This window comes from Gardnerella sp. C0684A1 (assembly GCF_055326835.1).
Window position 1 is genome coordinate 107,018 of the sequence record NZ_JBLTSX010000002.1, and the last position, 18,795, is coordinate 125,812.

General features: G+C 40.4%; 23 protein-coding genes. All 23 read right to left on the reverse strand.

Going from position 1 to position 18,795, the window contains the following annotated elements; translation table 11 throughout:
• Positions 1-33 precede the first annotated feature (33 nt).
• The 23 genes from ACNEUN_RS02120 to ACNEUN_RS02230 all read right to left on the reverse strand — a co-directional run bounded on the left by ACNEUN_RS02120 (position 34) and on the right by ACNEUN_RS02230 (position 18,747).
• A complete protein-coding gene (locus ACNEUN_RS02120) occupies positions 34-246 on the reverse strand; it encodes an SHOCT domain-containing protein (RefSeq protein WP_101889401.1) in 213 nt (70 codons plus the stop codon).
• The gene (locus tag ACNEUN_RS02125; RefSeq protein WP_463630519.1) at positions 233-643 is read right to left on the reverse strand and encodes an RNA polymerase subunit sigma-70; all 411 of its coding nucleotides are present in this window, start codon (positions 641-643) and stop codon (positions 233-235) included. The genes ACNEUN_RS02120 and ACNEUN_RS02125 overlap by 14 nt, the downstream gene beginning before the upstream one ends.
• Before the next feature lie 149 nt (positions 644-792).
• Positions 793-1,713: a GH25 family lysozyme gene (locus ACNEUN_RS02130; protein ID WP_463630521.1), complete on the reverse strand. Its 921-nt coding sequence runs from the start codon at positions 1,711-1,713 to the stop codon at positions 793-795.
• Positions 1,706-2,125 carry a phage holin family protein gene (locus ACNEUN_RS02135; RefSeq protein WP_004118368.1) on the reverse strand — a complete coding sequence of 140 codons (420 nt, stop codon included), beginning with the start codon at positions 2,123-2,125 and terminating at the stop codon, positions 1,706-1,708. Before ACNEUN_RS02135 ends, ACNEUN_RS02130 begins: the two co-directional genes overlap by 8 nt.
• A 160-nt stretch (positions 2,126-2,285) precedes the next feature.
• Complete coding sequence (locus tag ACNEUN_RS02140) at positions 2,286-2,630, reverse strand: toxin (RefSeq protein ID WP_463630523.1); 345 nt, start codon at positions 2,628-2,630, stop codon at positions 2,286-2,288.
• Positions 2,630-2,794 (reverse strand): hypothetical protein, encoded by a 165-nt coding sequence (locus ACNEUN_RS02145; protein WP_019260890.1) that lies wholly within the window; start codon positions 2,792-2,794, stop codon positions 2,630-2,632. The genes ACNEUN_RS02140 and ACNEUN_RS02145 overlap by 1 nt, the downstream gene beginning before the upstream one ends.
• A 67-nt stretch (positions 2,795-2,861) precedes the next feature.
• Positions 2,862-5,669, reverse strand: a complete 2,808-nt coding sequence (locus ACNEUN_RS02150) for a phage tail spike protein (RefSeq protein ID WP_463630804.1) — start codon at positions 5,667-5,669, stop codon at positions 2,862-2,864.
• 12 nt (positions 5,670-5,681) lie between these two features.
• The gene (locus tag ACNEUN_RS02155) at positions 5,682-6,344 is read right to left on the reverse strand and encodes a hypothetical protein (protein ID WP_463630806.1); all 663 of its coding nucleotides are present in this window, start codon (positions 6,342-6,344) and stop codon (positions 5,682-5,684) included.
• A gap of 2 nt (positions 6,345-6,346) precedes the next feature.
• A complete protein-coding gene (locus ACNEUN_RS02160) occupies positions 6,347-8,914 on the reverse strand; it encodes a hypothetical protein (RefSeq protein ID WP_463630525.1) in 2,568 nt (855 codons plus the stop codon).
• 249 nt (positions 8,915-9,163) lie between these two features.
• Positions 9,164-9,529, reverse strand: coding sequence for a hypothetical protein (locus ACNEUN_RS02165; RefSeq protein WP_004104969.1), 366 nt, complete (start codon positions 9,527-9,529; stop codon positions 9,164-9,166).
• A 17-nt stretch (positions 9,530-9,546) separates the two neighbouring features.
• Positions 9,547-10,119: a major tail protein gene (locus tag ACNEUN_RS02170; protein WP_463630527.1), complete on the reverse strand. Its 573-nt coding sequence runs from the start codon at positions 10,117-10,119 to the stop codon at positions 9,547-9,549.
• The gene (locus tag ACNEUN_RS02175; RefSeq protein ID WP_421785749.1) at positions 10,103-10,441 is read right to left on the reverse strand and encodes a hypothetical protein; all 339 of its coding nucleotides are present in this window, start codon (positions 10,439-10,441) and stop codon (positions 10,103-10,105) included. Before ACNEUN_RS02175 ends, ACNEUN_RS02170 begins: the two co-directional genes overlap by 17 nt.
• Entirely contained in the window at positions 10,434-10,814 is a 381-nt protein-coding gene (locus ACNEUN_RS02180) for an HK97 gp10 family phage protein (RefSeq protein WP_004104983.1), read from the reverse strand. Before ACNEUN_RS02180 ends, ACNEUN_RS02175 begins: the two co-directional genes overlap by 8 nt.
• Positions 10,811-11,143 carry a phage head closure protein gene (locus ACNEUN_RS02185; RefSeq protein WP_463630530.1) on the reverse strand — a complete coding sequence of 111 codons (333 nt, stop codon included), beginning with the start codon at positions 11,141-11,143 and terminating at the stop codon, positions 10,811-10,813. Before ACNEUN_RS02185 ends, ACNEUN_RS02180 begins: the two co-directional genes overlap by 4 nt.
• Positions 11,144-11,422 carry a head-tail connector protein gene (locus tag ACNEUN_RS02190; RefSeq protein WP_016815967.1) on the reverse strand — a complete coding sequence of 93 codons (279 nt, stop codon included), beginning with the start codon at positions 11,420-11,422 and terminating at the stop codon, positions 11,144-11,146. It abuts the gene before it with no gap.
• Between the two features lie 30 nt (positions 11,423-11,452).
• Positions 11,453-12,637 carry a phage major capsid protein gene (locus ACNEUN_RS02195; protein ID WP_463630532.1) on the reverse strand — a complete coding sequence of 395 codons (1,185 nt, stop codon included), beginning with the start codon at positions 12,635-12,637 and terminating at the stop codon, positions 11,453-11,455.
• Positions 12,638-12,639: 2 nt separating this feature from the next.
• The gene (locus tag ACNEUN_RS02200) at positions 12,640-13,383 is read right to left on the reverse strand and encodes a head maturation protease, ClpP-related (RefSeq protein ID WP_016815964.1); all 744 of its coding nucleotides are present in this window, start codon (positions 13,381-13,383) and stop codon (positions 12,640-12,642) included.
• A gap of 116 nt (positions 13,384-13,499) precedes the next feature.
• Entirely contained in the window at positions 13,500-14,267 is a 768-nt protein-coding gene (locus ACNEUN_RS02205; protein ID WP_463630534.1) for a hypothetical protein, read from the reverse strand.
• 21 nt (positions 14,268-14,288) lie between these two features.
• Positions 14,289-14,768 (reverse strand): DUF7689 domain-containing protein, encoded by a 480-nt coding sequence (locus ACNEUN_RS02210; protein ID WP_463630536.1) that lies wholly within the window; start codon positions 14,766-14,768, stop codon positions 14,289-14,291.
• A gap of 339 nt (positions 14,769-15,107) precedes the next feature.
• Complete coding sequence (locus tag ACNEUN_RS02215; RefSeq protein WP_463630538.1) at positions 15,108-16,355, reverse strand: phage portal protein; 1,248 nt, start codon at positions 16,353-16,355, stop codon at positions 15,108-15,110.
• 11 nt (positions 16,356-16,366) lie between these two features.
• The gene (locus ACNEUN_RS02220) at positions 16,367-17,959 is read right to left on the reverse strand and encodes a terminase large subunit (RefSeq protein WP_463630539.1); all 1,593 of its coding nucleotides are present in this window, start codon (positions 17,957-17,959) and stop codon (positions 16,367-16,369) included.
• Positions 17,960-18,088: 129 nt separating this feature from the next.
• On the reverse strand, positions 18,089-18,313 hold the full coding sequence (locus tag ACNEUN_RS02225; protein WP_075523004.1) for a DUF7678 domain-containing protein: 225 nt from the start codon (positions 18,311-18,313) through the stop codon (positions 18,089-18,091).
• Positions 18,314-18,462: 149 nt separating this feature from the next.
• Positions 18,463-18,747 carry a transcriptional regulator gene (locus tag ACNEUN_RS02230; RefSeq protein WP_192382078.1) on the reverse strand — a complete coding sequence of 95 codons (285 nt, stop codon included), beginning with the start codon at positions 18,745-18,747 and terminating at the stop codon, positions 18,463-18,465.
• Between the last annotated feature and the right edge of the window lie 48 nt (positions 18,748-18,795).

Genomic DNA, 18,795 nt, shown 5'->3' on the forward strand with positions numbered 1-18,795 from the left:
TTCATCACTCTAAAAGCAGTATTTATCAAGCTTTTAACCCAATAATTCCTTGTAAAACGGGTGAAATTTTTCCCTGTTAAGACGGCTTATTTTTTCTTTTTCTTGCTCGCTGATAAGCCCTTTTTTAAAGAGTGAAACGGTAAGTTTTTCGGCTATTTCAAAACGAAAATCCGCCTGCATACTCTCTTTTGTCCAAGCCCTCGCTTTAACATCCGTTAGCCCGTGAGCATCATTACTTATCTGCATGATGCTCACCTCCAAAACGATGTTCTATATAGCAGGCGTGGCAGCAGTATTTTCTGGTTTTATTACCGTAAGAGATAAAAGAATTTTTGCAGTTAAGACAAGCACACTCATAGTTTGCCTGTCTTTTTACCAACTGTGTATGCTTACTCCACCACGTGTTTCTACACGCGTCAGAGCAGAAACGTTTAACTTTTCTTCCTTTGTTTTGCTTGATTGGTTTTGAACAAGATTCACATAATGCCGTCTGTATTTTCGTGGACTGGATTACGCCTAGACTGTTACGTTTGCAGTAGCTTTTAATCGTATTAACGGAAACATCCATACGGTTTGCAATCTGCGTATAGCTAAGACCTTCATCTCTTAGTAATTTGACTTGCTGTTTTTCTTCCATATTCATTTGCCTGTGCCTCCTTACATCACAGGCAAAGAAAAAACAGTGTTTTTTAACCTCTTGACTTGACAATTTAACCTTAAAAAATAAAAAAAGCCCGAGGATTGCTCCAATGTAGAAACAAGCCTCGGGCTTTATAAGTGTTTCAAACTGTTTTACAAGAGTTCGTTTACTCGTTTTTGTACCGTATCATAATCGTATCCGGCTTGAGTTAGACGCTGTTTACGCTCATTTCCGTTACCCCACGTGCCTCGGATTACTTCACGGGCAAGCTCATCAACCGACTTTCTATAAGCTTTAACACCGAGAAGCTCATTAACCTTATTTTGCACGCTCGCATAATCGTATCCGGCAGAAGTTAAACGCTGTTTACGCTCATTTCCGTTACCCCAAGCGCCGTTAATAACTTCTCGCGCCACCTCATCAATACTTGACGTGCGCGCAGCTTGGTCAGAGCCGCCGTTTTTACACCCGTTTAGGCCAGCGTTTTTAATAATGCTCGGATAATCCACGTAAGCATAATCCATGTCAACTCTGCCGGCTACTCCAGGCACACTGCCACTTGACGAGTATTGCCAAAGACCATACGAACCCTGATAATTGCAGTGCGTGTTCCACTGTGCAATCCACAAAGCGTAACGGTCTCTAATGTGAGCGGACACAAGATTATTAGCAGTTGAAAGCGAAGTGTAAAAACCTGCATAATACCCGCAAGCTTCCAGCTTATTGCAAAAACTGGTAATCAGCGAATCGCAGAAAGCTCGCCCACGGTTAAGCTGGCTTTTCTCTTCCAAATCAAAGTAAACAGGATACTCAAAACTCTTACCTGAAAGCATGTTCACACAGCTTTGAGCTTCCTCAGCCGCCTCAAAACCAGAGTTTGCGTACGAATACCAGTAGGCTCCAACATCAAGACCGCATGTTTTTGCTTTACGATAGTTCTGTTCAAACCACTTGTCTTTGCATCCGATACCGTATCCTGCTCGAATGATCACAAACTCAACGCCGGATGCTTTCACCGCGTTGAAATCAATGTCACCCTGCCACTCTGACACATCTATTCCTTTTTTACTCATGAGTATTGTCCTTCCTGTTCTTGTCGTGTAATTGTTCTAAAACGTTTTTTAATTTCTCAGGCACGGGAAGCCCCAGGTGAGCCGCGTTTTCGGTTAAAGATAATCCTTCGTTAGATAGGTAGAAGAAAATTACCGCGGTTCTAATCACGCTTCCTTGCTTCAAAACATGAAAATCTATAATGTTTGCTATACCAACAAGCATAAAAATGAGCACCTTTCTAAAAATGCCCTTAAAACCAATGCTGCTAGACAGTTTCTTATCCGTAACAGCACACATCACGCCTGTAATATAATCCGCAACCACAAATAAAACGAGCGCGAGGATAAGCCCGTCGCATCCGCCTAAAAAGTATCCCAGCCAGCCGCCTACCAGTGTGAAAGCCAGTTGAGCAATATTCCAAAATCCTCTCATAATTCTCCTTACAAGTTTTCCTAACATTTGCCAGTACTCTTATAAAAACAAAAAACAAAAAGTAGAAAGTAATAAAAAAGGGCAGGCATGGTTTAAACCACACCTGCCCTAGCATTTCAACATTTCAGCATTTCAACTGATATTATTTTTCAACACATGACTACTCCTTACCATCTTTTTCACCTTCATCAACCATTCCATCTTTTACACCTTTCCCAGCCGCTTCAGTTTTTTCGGCTTTTTCGGCTTTTATTTTCAAAATCTCGTCGTTAAGTTCACGTTCTCTAGAATTAAAATAGTCTTCTAACTGTTTCACATACGCTTCATATTCCATCGAGTTTTCCGCAATCACTGCCGAACGCATATCAGATAATACGCTTGCAACAATGCCTTCTATCATGTAAGTAGGTATTGGTATTTGCTTATTCAACTCGACTATTTTTTCGTTTAACTCAGCCTTATATTTTTGCACAGCTACCGCGTAGCTAATCGTCGGTTTTACCACTACTCTCCTCCAATCTTTTTTAGAATAATATCCAGCTTGTGGCTGATTTCGCATAAAATTTTCGTATTATCAACTACAGGTGTCGTAATACTTTCTGTCACGTCTTTTAAGCGCGTGCCTTTATTAGCCACTATTTTGTTTGTGTGAATAATTAGTTTTTCCATAACAAATTCTCCCTTTATTCTTCTTTCAAGTTCGCTTCACGCTACTTAACGCTTACACCCGCGCTTTTTAATAGTATTTAACTTTCATGAGTATCCCGTTTTTAAACACCATGTGAGCGTTAGAACCCCATTTTGAAGCTTTACCATCCTGGTTCATTTCAATAATCTGCACATAGTTAATATCCGCGTCTACTCCTGCACCGTCTTGCCAAACAGGATCTATAATCTTGTTACCATGCATGTAAAAGTTGCATCCAGCGTGAATACCATACTCTTTATAAATGCTTTGCGAACGTGAAAAACACAGCATAGTAGCGTATGTTTCTTCATCAGCTGATTTACGCTGCGCGAAAGCCATATACTTTCCGTCGTTAGTAAGATGAAAAACTAGACCCTTGTGAGAATTATCTTCTTCCCACTCGCCGGTTCCAACATAGCCAATATACACGCCGTTACGATAGAAGTTGTTCCCATTTTTATCAAAAACAGCTCTTTTATGATCCTCATCAACTTCACCATCGTAAAGCTCTATCTGCCCGGGTGTTATTTGCACGTATTTACTCGAATGGTTAAACCCGAGAAGGAAACTGTTATAGTTTTGCTGCATGAAACTACCAAAATCACCTTTTTTAACCATTGAAGATATGGAATCTTCTACTATGGTTAGTTTAGAAATAGCCTTATCAGCCGTGGATTTAGCAGCCTCAATGTCTTTATCTTTAACTCTGATCCAAGCGAACGTTCTAAAACTACTTATACTGTCAGCTGAAACGTAATGCCATAGTTTGCTTGTTCCACCTTTATACGGGTGTTCAGACTCAGGATAATTTTCACCTTCAACCTCAATAATGTTAATATCTTCAGGCAGTTTAGACACGTATCCTGAAATTTCTCCTGAATACTCTTTTTTAATGCTATCAATCTTAAAACCATAATTGTCAAACGGAGACCAGTTAGTTCTAAAATGTAGCCAAAACTCGTTTGATGGAATAAACACTGTTGCGCCAGAAATTTTTTCACCAGTTAAACCCGGTATAGCGTAAATTTTATCCTCATACTTGTAAAAAATGTCTACAAAATCGTCAAAAGCTGATTCCGTGTGCGACTTCTCATTAAATTTTACGGCTAAACTTTCCTGCTTAACAATAAGCCGGTAAGCGTAGCCGGTTGACGTGTCGTAGAAAAAATCACCAACATGCTGCATTTTTTCACTATCAGTCAGCCACAAGCTCATAGGAGCGTTAAAATGGCTTGGAGTATACGAGCCGTAATAGTTACCGTTTTTCTGTTTAAGACTATGGTTAACGCTTTCAACACCAGCCTCAATCTTACCGTCTGTAACATTCAGTTTCGTGTTGATTTCACTTATCGTGTAATAGTTTTCAAGCCTCCTACCAGTGTCTTTTATAGCCTCGTTTTTTGCTTTACTAATCTGCTTTTCTACCTGCGAAGTGTAAGAGACTGAAAGTTTTTCCGCGTCAATCGAATGTCCGATAATCCTGTCACCATACACCATGCCGTCAAGAGTCATCGCAGTATTGTAAGGGCCTGAAAAACCGTTATGGCTTCCAGCAATACCATTCATGTTAACCTGTAAAACTTTTGTAGCAGTGTTCTTATCAGGCGTATCCATGTAAAGGTCACGAACCCACATGCCTTTACTATCGTATTCGCTTATCTTATAGCCGCTTTGAGAATTACCCATTTGCGCTTTAATATTATCGATCGCAGCTTTAACACGCTCGTTATCTATTTTTCTAGCTTCAACCGCTTCTTCTTTTAACGTTTGAACAGCATGCGACACGTTTTGCACATACCCTTTAGAAATCCTGCTCGCAAGCACGATTCTAACTTCGCCTGGTTTTTGAATCGGTATAGTCTGTTTTACTACAGGAAACACGCGATCCATGCCAAATTGTGGAGCGAGACAACGAACCCTATCCCCACACTCAATCGTCGCATAATATAAACCTAACTCGGATAAGTCAACCGCGCTAAGGCTTATTTCTACATGCTCAAACTGGTTATCCTGTAACCATTTAGTAGCTTTGCGCATAAGATTAGTTGGAACTGTCACATTATTGAAATTAACAACTTTACAAACCCAGCCGAATGTTTTTTGCGCTTCACGAGATACTATATAGTTTTTCCCATTGTTTATTGAAGTAATATCAACATGCTTTTTAAGAACCTCGTTTTCACTATTCTCGTTTTCCAACTCTTTTCCGAGAGGAATAACCGCTGTAGTAACATCCTCTGCTGAAAGGTTTTCCGCGTATTCAAGCAGGTTCAAGCCGAAACTAATATGCTGGCTTGTAGCTTTACCCATTTCCTCCAAACGCAGGTAATCTAAGTAAAGTTTCCCGTCTTCTTTTCTAAGCCGCAAATATCCGCCAAGCTTTTCAACCATTTTTCCCATAATCGCTTCAAGCGTTGTCTCGAAATTAGTAAACCTGTAGAGTGAATCATTCGAGTCAGATACTGTGACGAAACCAATCCTTATTTTCTTATAATCATCTACCTGACTGTTATGAGCTTGTAAAAGTTTTTCTAAAAGCTGGTATGAACTCTGATCATGGTATTCTTTCTGAGGTTGAATACTATCAGCTAAGTAAGTTAACAACCCTACGCAAGTTACTTTCTTACTACCATACAAGTCTTTTACTTGTTCTCTAACCTCGCCGAAGAAAATCTCCTCATCGTCACGCAACACGCTTACTATTGATTTCCGGTTTTTAATAAGCTCATAGCAAGGGTTTTGACTCAGGCAAGTAAACGTTAACGTTCCTGCAGTATTAAGCTCCAAATTTAACGTGATATCATCAAGTACCGCTTTGTCATCATTTGGATAGTAAATCGTATTATCATCAAGCATGATCCTGTACACTCACAACCACCCCCTTTTATAGGAAATATTTACCATCCCGTTTCCAACGAATGTTAAACTCATGTTTGTTTTTGAACGAAGCTGTGGGAAACGGTTAACGCCTGTTTTAATCTCATAGTTTTTACCATTAGAATCCAGTAGCATACTGTTAGATGACAGGTTGTTAAATTCTGGGATCAGCGTCATGTCAAAATCGTGAACGAGTGTTATTTCACGCTTATCATCTACTTGCATACCCCATATTGTGTGAACCCCATCCGAATCATCTACACTATACTTATACGGTTGCAGCTTATAGTTGAGTGTGAGAGTTGAATAGTTTTTATCCGATTTAAAATCACTAACCCACACTCGACCCTGATAGTAGAACAATGGTTCATCATCAAGAGACAGTTTCACACTCTTGCCGTGGATTAACGTTTTAACACTATGGCATGTTTCATTCCACTTGTTTTTGTTTGCGACAATGAATTCGAAACAGCCTTCACGCATCTCGTATAACACTTCACCGGCAAGACTTTCACTAATATCAATACTTTCCTGCCTGCCTGGTATTTGCAAATACTCTAATTTAGGTTCTGGAAGTTGAACGAGCGGACGGCTTGTAGCAACCAGCCCTAGATCGTTAAAACTATGCAACCCGTTTATTAGCATCCCATACACTTTTACCACCCCCTTGCTTTTCTTGTTTGAAGCTTGAAAAGCTCACTGTCCATCCTGTGCGCGATACCACCTACTAGTTCGCCAGTGTCGAGCACAATACTCTGGTTGGAAAACTGTGGGAAATACGCGTCCATAATCGCTAGAATCTGGTTCATAACATTAAGCATTTGCGTGTTCGCTCCCGCGCTCATATTCTGCAAAGTATCAAGCCCCATGATCACTTCGGGACCTTTTTCACCGCCGCCAAGCATACGCCCGTTTTTCTCACCGAAAATAGTCGCCCCGTTTAACAGCATTGGCTTGTTCATTGCTTTCTTATACCAGTCGATAGCAAGATACGGTACAGACGGTGGCGTAAGAGAGAATTGTCCTTTAATACTAAAATGCGGCAGTTTAATATGAGGAAGACTAAGTTTTATGTTAGAGAAAAACCCTGTTATAGCGTCGATTACTGCTTTAACCTTGTTTTTCGCCGCTTCAATCGGAGTGATGATAGCGTTTTTAATACCATTCCAAACTGACACAACCGTGTTTTTAATACCGTTAAACACAGACTTAACCATGTTTGCTACTGAATTAAACACTGTTGAAATGCTTGTTTTAATACCGTTTACCACGCTCATGATCGCAGTTTTAATACCATTCCAAACACTTGTTGCCGTGTTTTTAATACCGTTTAAAACGTTAGTGAAAAACGATACGATACTATTCCAAACATTCATGAAAAAGTTTTTCACACTCGACCACAGTTTGTTCCAACTAGTGCCAAAGAAAGACAAAAACACGTTAAAAACGTTTTTTAACGTGTTAAATACTGTCATGAACGTGTTTTTAACCGCGTTCCAAACAGCGGTAAAAATTTCTTTTACACCATTCCAAAGCTGAGACCAGTTACCGGTGAACAATCCTATAAAAACGTCTAAAACGCCTGTGATTAAATCAAGAACGGTTTTGAAACTAGTAAAACTTAAATTTAAAGCGCCTTCAAACAGTGGAGCTAGAATAGCACACAAACCATTCCACACTGTTTTAAGCCCTTCAACAATACTCGTGAAATCAATACCAAGGCTTGACAGTTTTTCTTTAACACCATTAACAAAACCGGTGAAAGTTTCCTTAATTTTCTCCCAAACAGCAATAACACTGTTTCTAAACTCTTCGTTAGTGTTCCATAAGGTTACAAAAGCTGCTACCAGAACACCAATAACCGCAACAACCGCGAGTATTGGCGCGGATACTCCACCTAAAACAGCGCCTAACCCTTCAAGAATACTAGAGCCGGAAGTAAAACTTGCGAACATTTTACCTATAAACAAAGCTAGTTTAGAAAACCCTTGTATAGCAACACCTATTTTAGAAATACACGTTCCAAGAACCACTAAAAAAGGGCCGACTGCCGCAGCAATCAGCCCAAGTGTCACTATAAGTTTTTGGCTTTCTGGAGAAAGCTGTTTAAATTTAGAAAGCCATGCTGAAATTTTCTGCATTAATGGTGTTATGACGGGAAGTAAAACATTACCAATAGTCGCAGCAATATTCTGCAACTCTGTTTTTAGAATCTTCATAGAACCCGAAGCGCCCGCAGCTTCACGCCCAGCCTGCCCTTGAGCGTCAGCAGTCTGCTCCATAATAAGAGCCAAAGTAGCAGCCTGTTTCGCTTGCAAGCTCATCGCGCCTCTACCATCATGCAAACCCATGGCAAGAGCTTTAGCTTTAATAGTCGCCTCGTTAACACCCATACCATAATTGTCAAGCATCGCATTATTACCTTTAAGCGCGCCTGTTAAAGCAAGAACAGCAGACTCGGTTGTGCCACCAAACATAGCAGACAAGTCGCCTGCAAGAGCAACCAGCTTCTGACTCATCTCGGCTGCTTCAGCATCACTTTTCCCACCAATATTTTTCAACATCGCGCCCATAGTATTCGCATACTCTAAAGCTTGACCTTGAGCAATACCATAATAGGATTTCAAACTTCCTGACCATTTAAGCATTCTGTTAGCAGACTTACCGTAAATCTGCTCTGTCGCACCCATAGCATCCTGTAAGTCTGCTGCAGCAGTAAAACCAGCAGTACCAATAGCAGCAATCGGCAGCGTAACTTTCGTGCTTAAACTTTGACCAAGAGATGACATACCATCTCCTAGTTTCTTTATCTTTTTGCTCGTACTATCAAACTGGCTACTAAGCTTGGTTAAACTAACACTACCTACCTGTTTTAATTTTTCTTTTAAACTATCAAGATTATTTTCTGTTTCAACAATCTCACGCTGCAACGCATCATACTTGTCTCTACCAAGCTCCCCGTTTTCCAACTGTACTTTAGCCTGCTTATCCGCCTGTTTCAAAACGTTAAGCTTATTAGACGTTTCTTGGATTTCTTTCTGCAAAAAAGCCTGCTTTTGGCTTAGAAGCTGCGTGCTTGTCGGATCAAGTTTCAAAAGCCTATTAACATCACGAAGCGACTGCTCGGTTGAGCGAATAGTCGAATTCACCTGTTGTAAAGACTTATCTAAGCCTGTAGTATCCCCACCAATTTCAACAGTAATACCTTTAATCCTGTTTACCATAACTTCACCTCCTTTGACTCTTAATTTACGCGTGAAAAAATTCAGATTTTCTGTTTAATACCGCAATGTGAGAATGTTTGGTTCTCGTCTAGAACCTATCAAATTCTGTTTGGCTTGCGAGCTTATCGTATTTCACACTATCGTTTGCTTTCTCCGTCCACATGTCTAAAATCATGCCGATGGTTAAAAGATCCAGTTCGCAAATACTAATCCCAATTTCGGTGCATCTAAGAAGAAACAACGCGGTTGTCATTTGCCGTGTTGTTGCTTTAAATTTTTTTTAGATTTTACTTCAGTTTCCAAGTTTGCTCCCCAAAGTTCTAGAATTTCAGGAAGAATCTCGTAGATAGAAAACATTTCAAACTCGTCAAGCCACTCATCAATACTCGCTGGAATACTATTATCCGCGTGATAAGCCATGATATAAGCCACGTTTTCAAAAATTTCAAGATCCGATATTTCAAAAACACCCTCGTTGATTTTGAAAGACTGCTCTAATTTTGACAGGTCTTTGAAAATATCACGCTTGAATTTAATACGATACAATCTTGGAATAGTAGCGGAAGAACGAAACTTCACGTCTTTACCATTTACTTTTACTGTTTTTTCTAACACGTTTACCCCTTTAAAACTTATTTGATTTCCGTGTTAACTTGCGGAACGTACACGCTCTTATACCATTTCTCATAGGTTTCTTTTGAAGTAGTGTCACCGCTACGGGATTTCACCAAACCATCTTCTCTAGGATCAGCCGTAAGCGATAAAGTTTCAGTACCCGGTTCTATAGTGTCTTCCTTAGTTTCTGACTCGATAGACGGTCGTGTTGCTGAACAGTTATATAAAACGTGTCTGATCGCGTTCACGTCACCATCAAACTCAAACAGGAGCGCGAATTTTTCTGTTTCGCTAATCTTCGCGTTTTCAACCAGCACACCGTTTTTATCAAGTTTTTCTTTTAATATTTCCGTTCTAAACCATTCAGGTATAAGAGCCATTTCCAAGTCGCCACTGTAACCGTTGTTAGCAGTCGACCTGAAGTAAACAATCCCGTCAGCGTAAAACGGTGAGGATTCACCCTCAGCCTCAAGGCTTATACTCACCGCCCCCGGAATCGGCTTAGGCTCATCGTAGGAGAAACCACTCGAATCTTTTTTAAGTTTTGCCGCGTACACGTTTTTAAGATTGTATTTAACCTTGTTTCCCATTTATTGTTACCTCCATTTCAAAAATGTAGAGTGTTTCATAAAGCTTTTCCGACTCTATGAACGCTTCTGTTTTGTTATAAAAAATGCCGTGCCTATCAAGCACGGCTTCAACTTGTTCTTCCAGCACGGGGTTCTTATAGTCTGCGTATAGTTCAATATGAACTTCGTTTGCTTTAAAATACGTTTTCCCGTCTGCCGCAAAATTACTGCTCGCAGGCGTAAGAAACAGGAGGAAAGGCGGATTAGGGGATTCTCCTTCAGCAAAATGGTGGTAGGCGAAAGGAAAACCTATCTCCCTCATGATTTCTAAAAGATTACCCATTTTTAACCGCCTCCTCTATTTCTTTTTCAAAACTTCGTACTGCTTTACTTTCAGCCTCAGCAATGTGTGCTCTTGCTTCCACGCGTCCGCCGCCTCGTTTAGCATGCCCGTACTCTAACAAGTGTGTAAGCTGATACTTGTTTCTAGAATGCACTACGAGAACTAGTCTGCTGCCTGTTTCGTTTAATGTTTTAACAGCCCAACTTTTCGCATACGCTCCAGTTCGTTTAGGAGCTGTCATGTTAATTTCTTCTTTTGCTGTTTTACCAGCGTTTTTTACTGCTTCTTTTACTTTCCCGGTTGTAACTTTCGCGTAAGTTTTAAGCTCTCTAATAACTTCTTTAGAGAGGCTGCCAATACTTACTTTGCTCACTTTTTACACCTCTTACAGTGAAGTTTCAGGCTTTTCTTCTTATAATTCATGTGGTCAACACCTAAAATCTCGTAAACCGTATCACGGAAAACAATCCTGTAACCAAGAGATGAGACTACGGCTGTTTCTTTCGAATAGCGGATAGTAAAATCTATTTTTGACTCATCCCACACGTTTCCCGCCGAAGTCTCTTCTATGGGACTTTCAGCACTTACCGTAGCGTAACACTCGTAATATTTACTCCACTTAATCTTATGGTTACCAACCTCATCAATTTCAACACTGTTTTTAAGCAGCGTAATACGCTCGTTTAATAAACTTATTCTCATTTAAAAACCCGTTTTTCTAACAGTAAAAAGCATCGAACGTAAGGTGAGAGTTAGCGCGTGATGGTCTGCTTCTTCCCGATGCTCATACAAGTAGCCTGTAGCGTATAAGACTGCGAGCCGATACTCGTCAAAGTTTTCACTAATCAAACTAGTATCGTTTTTACGAGCTACTCCCTGGCAGAGTTTTTCAGCAGAATGAATAAGGGTGTTGATAAGCTCATCATCTTCTTTACTATCCACCCTAAGATAGTTTTTTGCTTCCTCGACTGTAACTATCATCAACACCCCTCCTTAACTTTTAGCCGTCTTTTAAGCTGCCGCGCTTGTTTTAACAGGCAGAATCTGTACTGCTTCTTTAAGCACGAGTTTGCCGTCTACACGCTCTTTAGCGACGAAACCTATCATGCCGTTTCCAGCGAAAAGCTCGGTAAGCTCTTTAAACGAGCGTGAACCACGGTCGCCAATGTTGTAGTACGAGTAGTCGCCAAAAGCTACCATGTTTTCAGGCGCGTAAGCAGACGTGTATACCGGGTATCCGAGAATCCTGTTCGGCTCATCATCCTGGTATGAAGGCTGCCAAACGTACGCGCCGTTATTGTCTTTAAGTTTTCGTATGCTCGCGACTGTTTTATCGTTCATAATAAAACTCGCGTTTTTACGGTATGGTCGCCTCAAAGCGTGAATAAGATCAATCAGATCATCAGTTTTAATACTGGTAGTTTCTTTAAGGAACGTGCCGCCGTCTTTCTTGTTGAAAATACCAGTTGGTTTTCCAACACCATCCCCGTTAAGAAAAGCGTCTTCCTCAGCGTTAGCCAGCGCCATGCCGAAGGATGTAAGAATATGATTCTCGAGATTAAACGCATTATCATGCAAGAGTTCTTCAGTAACTTTTACCGCAACGTGAAGCTTATGAGCGTCAAGCAGGATTTGCGCGAACTTGGAATCCCCAAAGTTAAGGCTTGCGCCTTCTTCAATCCAAGCTGCTGCAGGATCACTCATCGCAATATTAATCTTATGCTCTCCACTAGTAGTAATCGTGGTAGCAAGAGAGCGAATGATGTTTTCTTCTTTCAACGTTTCAATCAGACGATTATCGTATTCTTCCGGCACAAGATACCCGCCGTCAGCGTCCACGCCTTCCTGCAACACGTTATCGACTCGTTTAAAATTACTTCTAAGAGCTGTAAGCATTGCCTGCTTATACTCGTCACGCGCACGACCTTGTTTTTCAAGGTTCACACCTGTTTTCATAGGTTTTGCAACAATCGCCTCGGATGTTGGTTTTGAAAGCTCCTTATCCATTTTTTCCATCTGCTCCAAGCGATCAATTTCCATACTGTAAGCTTTCACTTTCGCTTCCATCTCATCGTAAGTTTTCGCGTCTTCTTCTGAAATAAGCCCGTCCTTGTCACGTTTAGACTCAAGGAAAGCTTTCGCACCCTGCCAAGCCTTATTACGTTTCTCAACCATGTTTGAAATACTGTTCATCATGTTTACCTCCAATTTTTGATTAAAAAAAGACGATCCATAAGATCGTCTGCACTAATATTGTTTGTTTCCTTACCGCTTATCCGGCAGGCTTTACATATTTTTTCCAATAACGTGTTTTGCACGCTTAATTTCGAATACAATGTTGAAACCTGTGGTATGCCAATATCAGCGGTTTCACCTCTAGTTAAAACACCGTCCGCGAACCCGAGTTCTACCGCCTTGTTAGCATCCATCCATGTTTCCGAATCCATTAAATGCGACAGTTTCACACGGTTAAGCCCTGTTTTAATCTCGTAAGCGTTAATAATGGACTCTTTTACCTCATCAAGCATTGATATTGCTTTTTCCATTTCGCTTCTGTTGCCAAAAGCAACAGTCATAGGATTATGAATCATAAGCATTGACACCGGGCTCATATAAACCTTTGTGCCAGCCATCGCAATAACCGATGCCGCTGACGCAGCAATCCCGTCAATCTTTACCGTCACACAACCCTTGTAATCCATGAGCATGTTATAGATTTGTGCCGCAGCCACACAATCGCCGCCAGGCGAGTTAATCCACACGGTAATATTTCCACTACCAGCGTTTAACTCGTCTTTAAAAAGTTGTGGTGTAATATCATCATCAAACCATGATTCTTCAGCAATCGTACCGTTAAGAAACAGCGTTCTCTCAAAAATCTCATTATTCTCATTAGTCTCATTGTTTTCCTTTTGGTTTTTCCACTGCCAAAACTTCCTCATTACCTTTTTCCTCCTTTCTTATATAAGGAAGCGACCAAGATTTTCTTGGTCGCTTCATGTTTGTATAACACTCATATAATACCTAAAGAACTAGCTTTACAGTTAGATAATCCACCTTACTTGTATGCTTTTCCATTTAAGGAAACTAGAGAATCAAATAATTGTGTTTCATCTAGAATACTCTCAGTTGGAGTTCTTTCCGTTATTGCAAGTTCTTTATATTTACTAGTAATTCCTTTAACAGCTTCTAATATCGATGGTTTAGAAACTTTGGAATCGCTTTTCCTATACTCTTTAATTAAATCAGAAACTGCAAAAATCCCTAATTCCTTAAATTTCTGAGTTCGGTCATGATCATTCAAAGTTTCATTATTACTGATTCTTTCAACATTAAACCTTGTATTGTTTACTTTTTCGTCATAAGCCATCCTAAACTCTAACGAATTTTTCCAACCATAGTCAGAATTGTAAACAAACTTTTCACCAGTTATGTCTTCAATAGCCATAGCTAGAATATACTCATAGCATCCAGCATCTCTACTATCATAAATAGCATCGTAAAGAGGTTTAATTGCCTTCAGCCCCAGTTTCAATATTCTTTGATAGTTTTTAGAATTCCTAATAAACTTTCCTGGATGTGCCTGCATAGCAACTTGTGGATTAGTCTTCATCTCAGTTTCTAATTCCACCATCAACTTATTCATGGATCCCTTTATATCATCTAACGTTTCAGCATAAGCTACGTTTACTGGCATCAATTTATGAGCTATATTCCCACTATTCTTTGATGTTGGCTTGTTTCCAATAATAAAAATTCCAGTAAATACAAATAGAACCAATAAAAGTAAAGTTCCTAGCGAAATATACATCTTTTTTTTAGACATAGTATTACACCTCCTAGAATTCTAATTCGCAGTGTATTTGTGTTGCAAAGAACCATAAACAGAATTAGGGTAATAAGGATCATGACTACCATGGTTAAACAGCTCCAATTGTCCCCATTTAGCACGGCACCACTTAAGACCAGTAACCTTTGCAAAATGAACAATTTTATCAGGAGAATGACCATACGCTAGAATAAATGGATCATATTTATAAGGTCTATAACCTTTCTTTGCCAGATAATTATCCAATTGCGCTTTAGTAGCAGCATCACCAAAGTCACTAGGCCATTCGTACGTCATACTACCAGTTGCAAATCCTAGACAATTATATGCTGGCGTAGCCTTATCGCTATAAAACCATGTCCATGAAATACTATCATAAAACGATTTTGGTTTAGATAAAGTATACGCATAAGCAACAGAATTGGATGTGAAAAACAACATTCCAACAACCATTACATAAGTGGTTATTGCTGATAACATCTTTCTTTTTCTAACCATTTGTAAGCACCTCCTTAAAAACAACATCTTTGACTAAGTAAGATTGAGATTAATCAGCTTTTATCTCGAATGATCACTATTCTTGTACATTTTATGATTTTTATAATGTCACATAAATTATTCCACCCTTTCTGCTACTCTTAATTTGTTGTATACTCTCATAGTGTAGGATATTATCTTAGTTAAGTATCCATAGAGATCAAATTCTATTTTTTGCTTAACGTTAAGATAATTCGTTATGTCTTCGTTGCCAAATGATTCATTCACTGTCTAAACAGTTATAATACAATAATATTAATATAACATGTTATATTGATATTATCAAGACACAAATTCATCTTAATCACCTAACTTATTTCTACCAATTACAGTGAACGCTCCTGCACGGTTAAGCGGGAGCATGTTGCCGTTAATCAAATACAAGTCGCCACCCTCACTTGAGGGAATCTTATCCAAGTTTTCTAACTGTCTAATATCGTTTGCGCTCATCCAACCGTTTTGACGAGCGGTAGCATAACCATTCATACGACTCTGATAGTCTCCTCGAAGAAGACCATCCACGTTAAACTTCACATAATAGGTTTCTTTCTCCTTATCAGTAAAAAGCCGTCTCGTAATAGACTGTTCAAACCGTGCCACCCAAGGATCCAGCGTGTATTTAACAAACTCCAGCGACTGCTGTTCAATATTAGAAAAACTCGATTTTTCTAAATCACCAACCATGTGTGGTGGGACTCTGAAAATACGAGCGATTTCGTTAATCTGAAACTTACGAGTTTCAAGAAACTGTGCTTCGTTAGGCGAAATAGAAATAGGCGTATACTTCATGCCTTCCTCTAAAATCGCTATCTTATGCGAGTTAGAACCCGAGAACCCCTTATTCCAACTATCCCTCATACCAGACGGATCTTTTACTGTTCCGGGGTATTCCAAGATGCCGCTTGGTGTAGCACCGTTAGCGAAAAACGATGCACCATACTCTTCCGTAGCTATCGCCATGCCGATAGCGTTTTTTGCCATCGCAATAGGCGAATAGCCAACAAGACCGTCAAAACCAAGACCGGGAATATGAAGCACGTCAAAGGGTTTAAGTTTCACACTCGTTTCTTTACCTGCTAAAACATCACTATCATTTACCGTATACTCGTAAAAAATTTGGCCATTCTCATCCCGGTCAACTCTCATACGATCAGGCATTAAAGGGTATAAGCCTAAAACCTCGCCTTTACCGTTTCGAATAATCTGCGCGTAAGCATTACACCATAACAGTAGATGCGTCATCAAGGTTTCTCTAAACACGAAGCTTGTCATTTCAAGATTCGGCTCATCATGAAGCACCTTATATAAAGGATGTTTAACCGCTTTAGCCGTACCCGTACTCGTCCGCTCATACACGTGAAGCGGCAGACTCGCCACCGCTTCAGACAAAATACGCACACACGAGTAGACAGCCGTCATCTGCATCGCTGAACGCTCATTCACCCTTTTACCAGAAGAAGACATGCCACTAATAAACCTTTGAGCATTCAAGTTAAAACGATTCTCCGGCTTATCTCTACTCTTAAAAATTTTACTAAAAATACTCATGACCCTCCCTTTTACATGAATAGGATTCCTCGAGCGTCATACACGCTTTGAGTGTTCGCGTTACCGCATCTGATAGCACGGTCAAGTGCCATGATGGTTGCGATAGCACCGTCTATTTTCTCGGTTGATTTTTCCTTATCTGCCTTAATGTTCCCTGCAGGATCAGTGCGAATGAAAATGTTGTCCATGTTCCAGCGAAGCACCGGATGACCTGCGTGTGCGATTTTCTGCTCGAGCACAAGCTTCATAAGCTCCTTGGTAGGCGGACTCATATCCTTGAATCCCTGTCCGAACGGGACCACGGTAAACCCCATGTTTTCAAGGTTTTGCACCATTTGTACCGCGCCCCAACGGTCGAAAGCAATCTCACGAATATTGAAACGTTCACCTAAAGTTTCGATGAATTTTTCAATAAACCCATAGTGAACAACGTTTCCTTCCGTGGTCTTAATAAACCCTTGTTTTTCCCACACGTCATACGGCACGTGGTCCCGTTTCACGCGCAAACTCAAGGTTTCTTCAGGCACCCAAAAATAAGGTAGGATACGAAACTTATCCGACTCATCTAAAGGCGGAAACACAAGCGAAAAAGCCGTAAGATCAGTGGTGCTTGAAAGGTCAAGACCCCCATAGCAGACCCTGCCCTCGAGTTCTTCTTCATTCACCTGAAAACCGCAAGCATCCCATTTTTCCATCGGCATCCAACGAATAGACTGTTTAACCCACTGGTTAAGACGAAGCTGACGGAAAGCATTCTCTTCACCAGGATTCTGGCGGGCTGACTCGAAAGCAGCCTTAACTTTCTCCATTTGAACCGTCACCCCAAGAGAAGGATTAGCTTTCTTCCACACCTTAGGATCAGTCCAATCATCCGAATCTTTTGCACCATAAATCACGGGGTAAAAAGTTGGATCAATTTTCCTACCCTCGATAATATCCACTGCTTTCTGATGCGTCTCATAGCAGATAGAATGCGTATCCGTACCAGCCGTGGTAATCAGAAAATATAGTGGCTGCATGCGAGCATCCCCGGAGCCTTTAGTCATCACGTCAAACAGTTTACGGTTTGGCTGCGTGTGAAGCTCATCAAACACGACACCGTGAATGTTAAACCCGTGTTTAGAGTAAGCTTCAGCCGATAAAACCTGGTAGAAACTGTTAGTTGGTAGGAAAATAATACGTTTTTGCGAAGCTAAAATTTTAACCCTACGATTAAGAGCCGGACACATTCTAACCATGTCCGCCGCCACGTCAAACACGATTGTTGCCTGCTGACGGTCCGCCGCACAACCATAAACTTCCGCACGCTCCTCATTATCCCCACAGCATAAAAGCAGTGCCACTGCCGCGGCAAGCTCACTTTTACCCATCTTCTTAGGTATTTCAATATACGCGGTATTAAACTGACGGTAACCATTCGGTTTCACCACGCCAAACAAGTCCCTGATAATCTGCTCCTGCCAGTCAAGGAGCTTAAAAGGCTTACCAGCCCACGTTCCTTTCGTGTGTGTTAAACATTCGATAAAACTTACAGCATAATCCGCAAGCTCCTTATTATAGGTTGAATCTTCTTTTTTAAACTTAGTAACCTCGTATTTTTGCAACTTAAGCTCCTCCTTTCTTTAGGCATAAAAAAAGACGCTTTCAGCGTCCACATCATTTCTTATCTTTTTTACGAGAGACAGGGCCTTAAAAGCCCTGCTACTTTTAACTAAACTTAAAGTTTTTACTCTTTAGTTTCTAGCGTCAAGGATCATTTCTAAAGCCTCGTTTGCAAGCTTGCTTGTTGGCATCATATCCCAGCCTCTATCGTAGTTTGCGATAACCTTGTTATTGTTTTTCAAAGTAAGCTTGGAAATTCTTCCCTGGTTAATCCCATATTCGCTTGGCTCTTCAAAAACTTTCATACTGTAGCTTACAACCTGATCTTCAACTTTAAGCGTATCTTGTTCCCACATGATTTTTTCTCCTTTTTCTGTGTTTTTTGTTAGTACTATATATCACTCTAAAAGCGCATAATAGCAAGCCGTAAACGAGAAAAAATCGCGGATAATTCCACGATTTTTCTCCAGCCTTCCAACCCTATGGCTGACTATCCCCCTTTCTTTTAGCTTCTTGCTTGTTGAATCGCTTGATAAGCTTTTTGAATATCCTTGTCCAAGGTTTCAGCATCCGCAAACAGTTCAAACTCCGTATCGTTTAGTTTTCCTCCGCTTACCTTCCAAAGCTCCTCGTGAGCTTTACTGGCGCAGGTTTTTGCTGTTTGCGCAATGTCGAGCATGCTGATAGCCGAACTAATTTTCCCTTCTTCAGCTTTTTTGACTGCGTTTAGCGTGTAGCGTCTGCATGTTTTAACTTCGTTTGCGAGGTTTTGTAAAATTTCTTTTTTCACAGGTTTCTCCTTTGCGCACGTGTTTTTGCTGATACTATATATCACTCT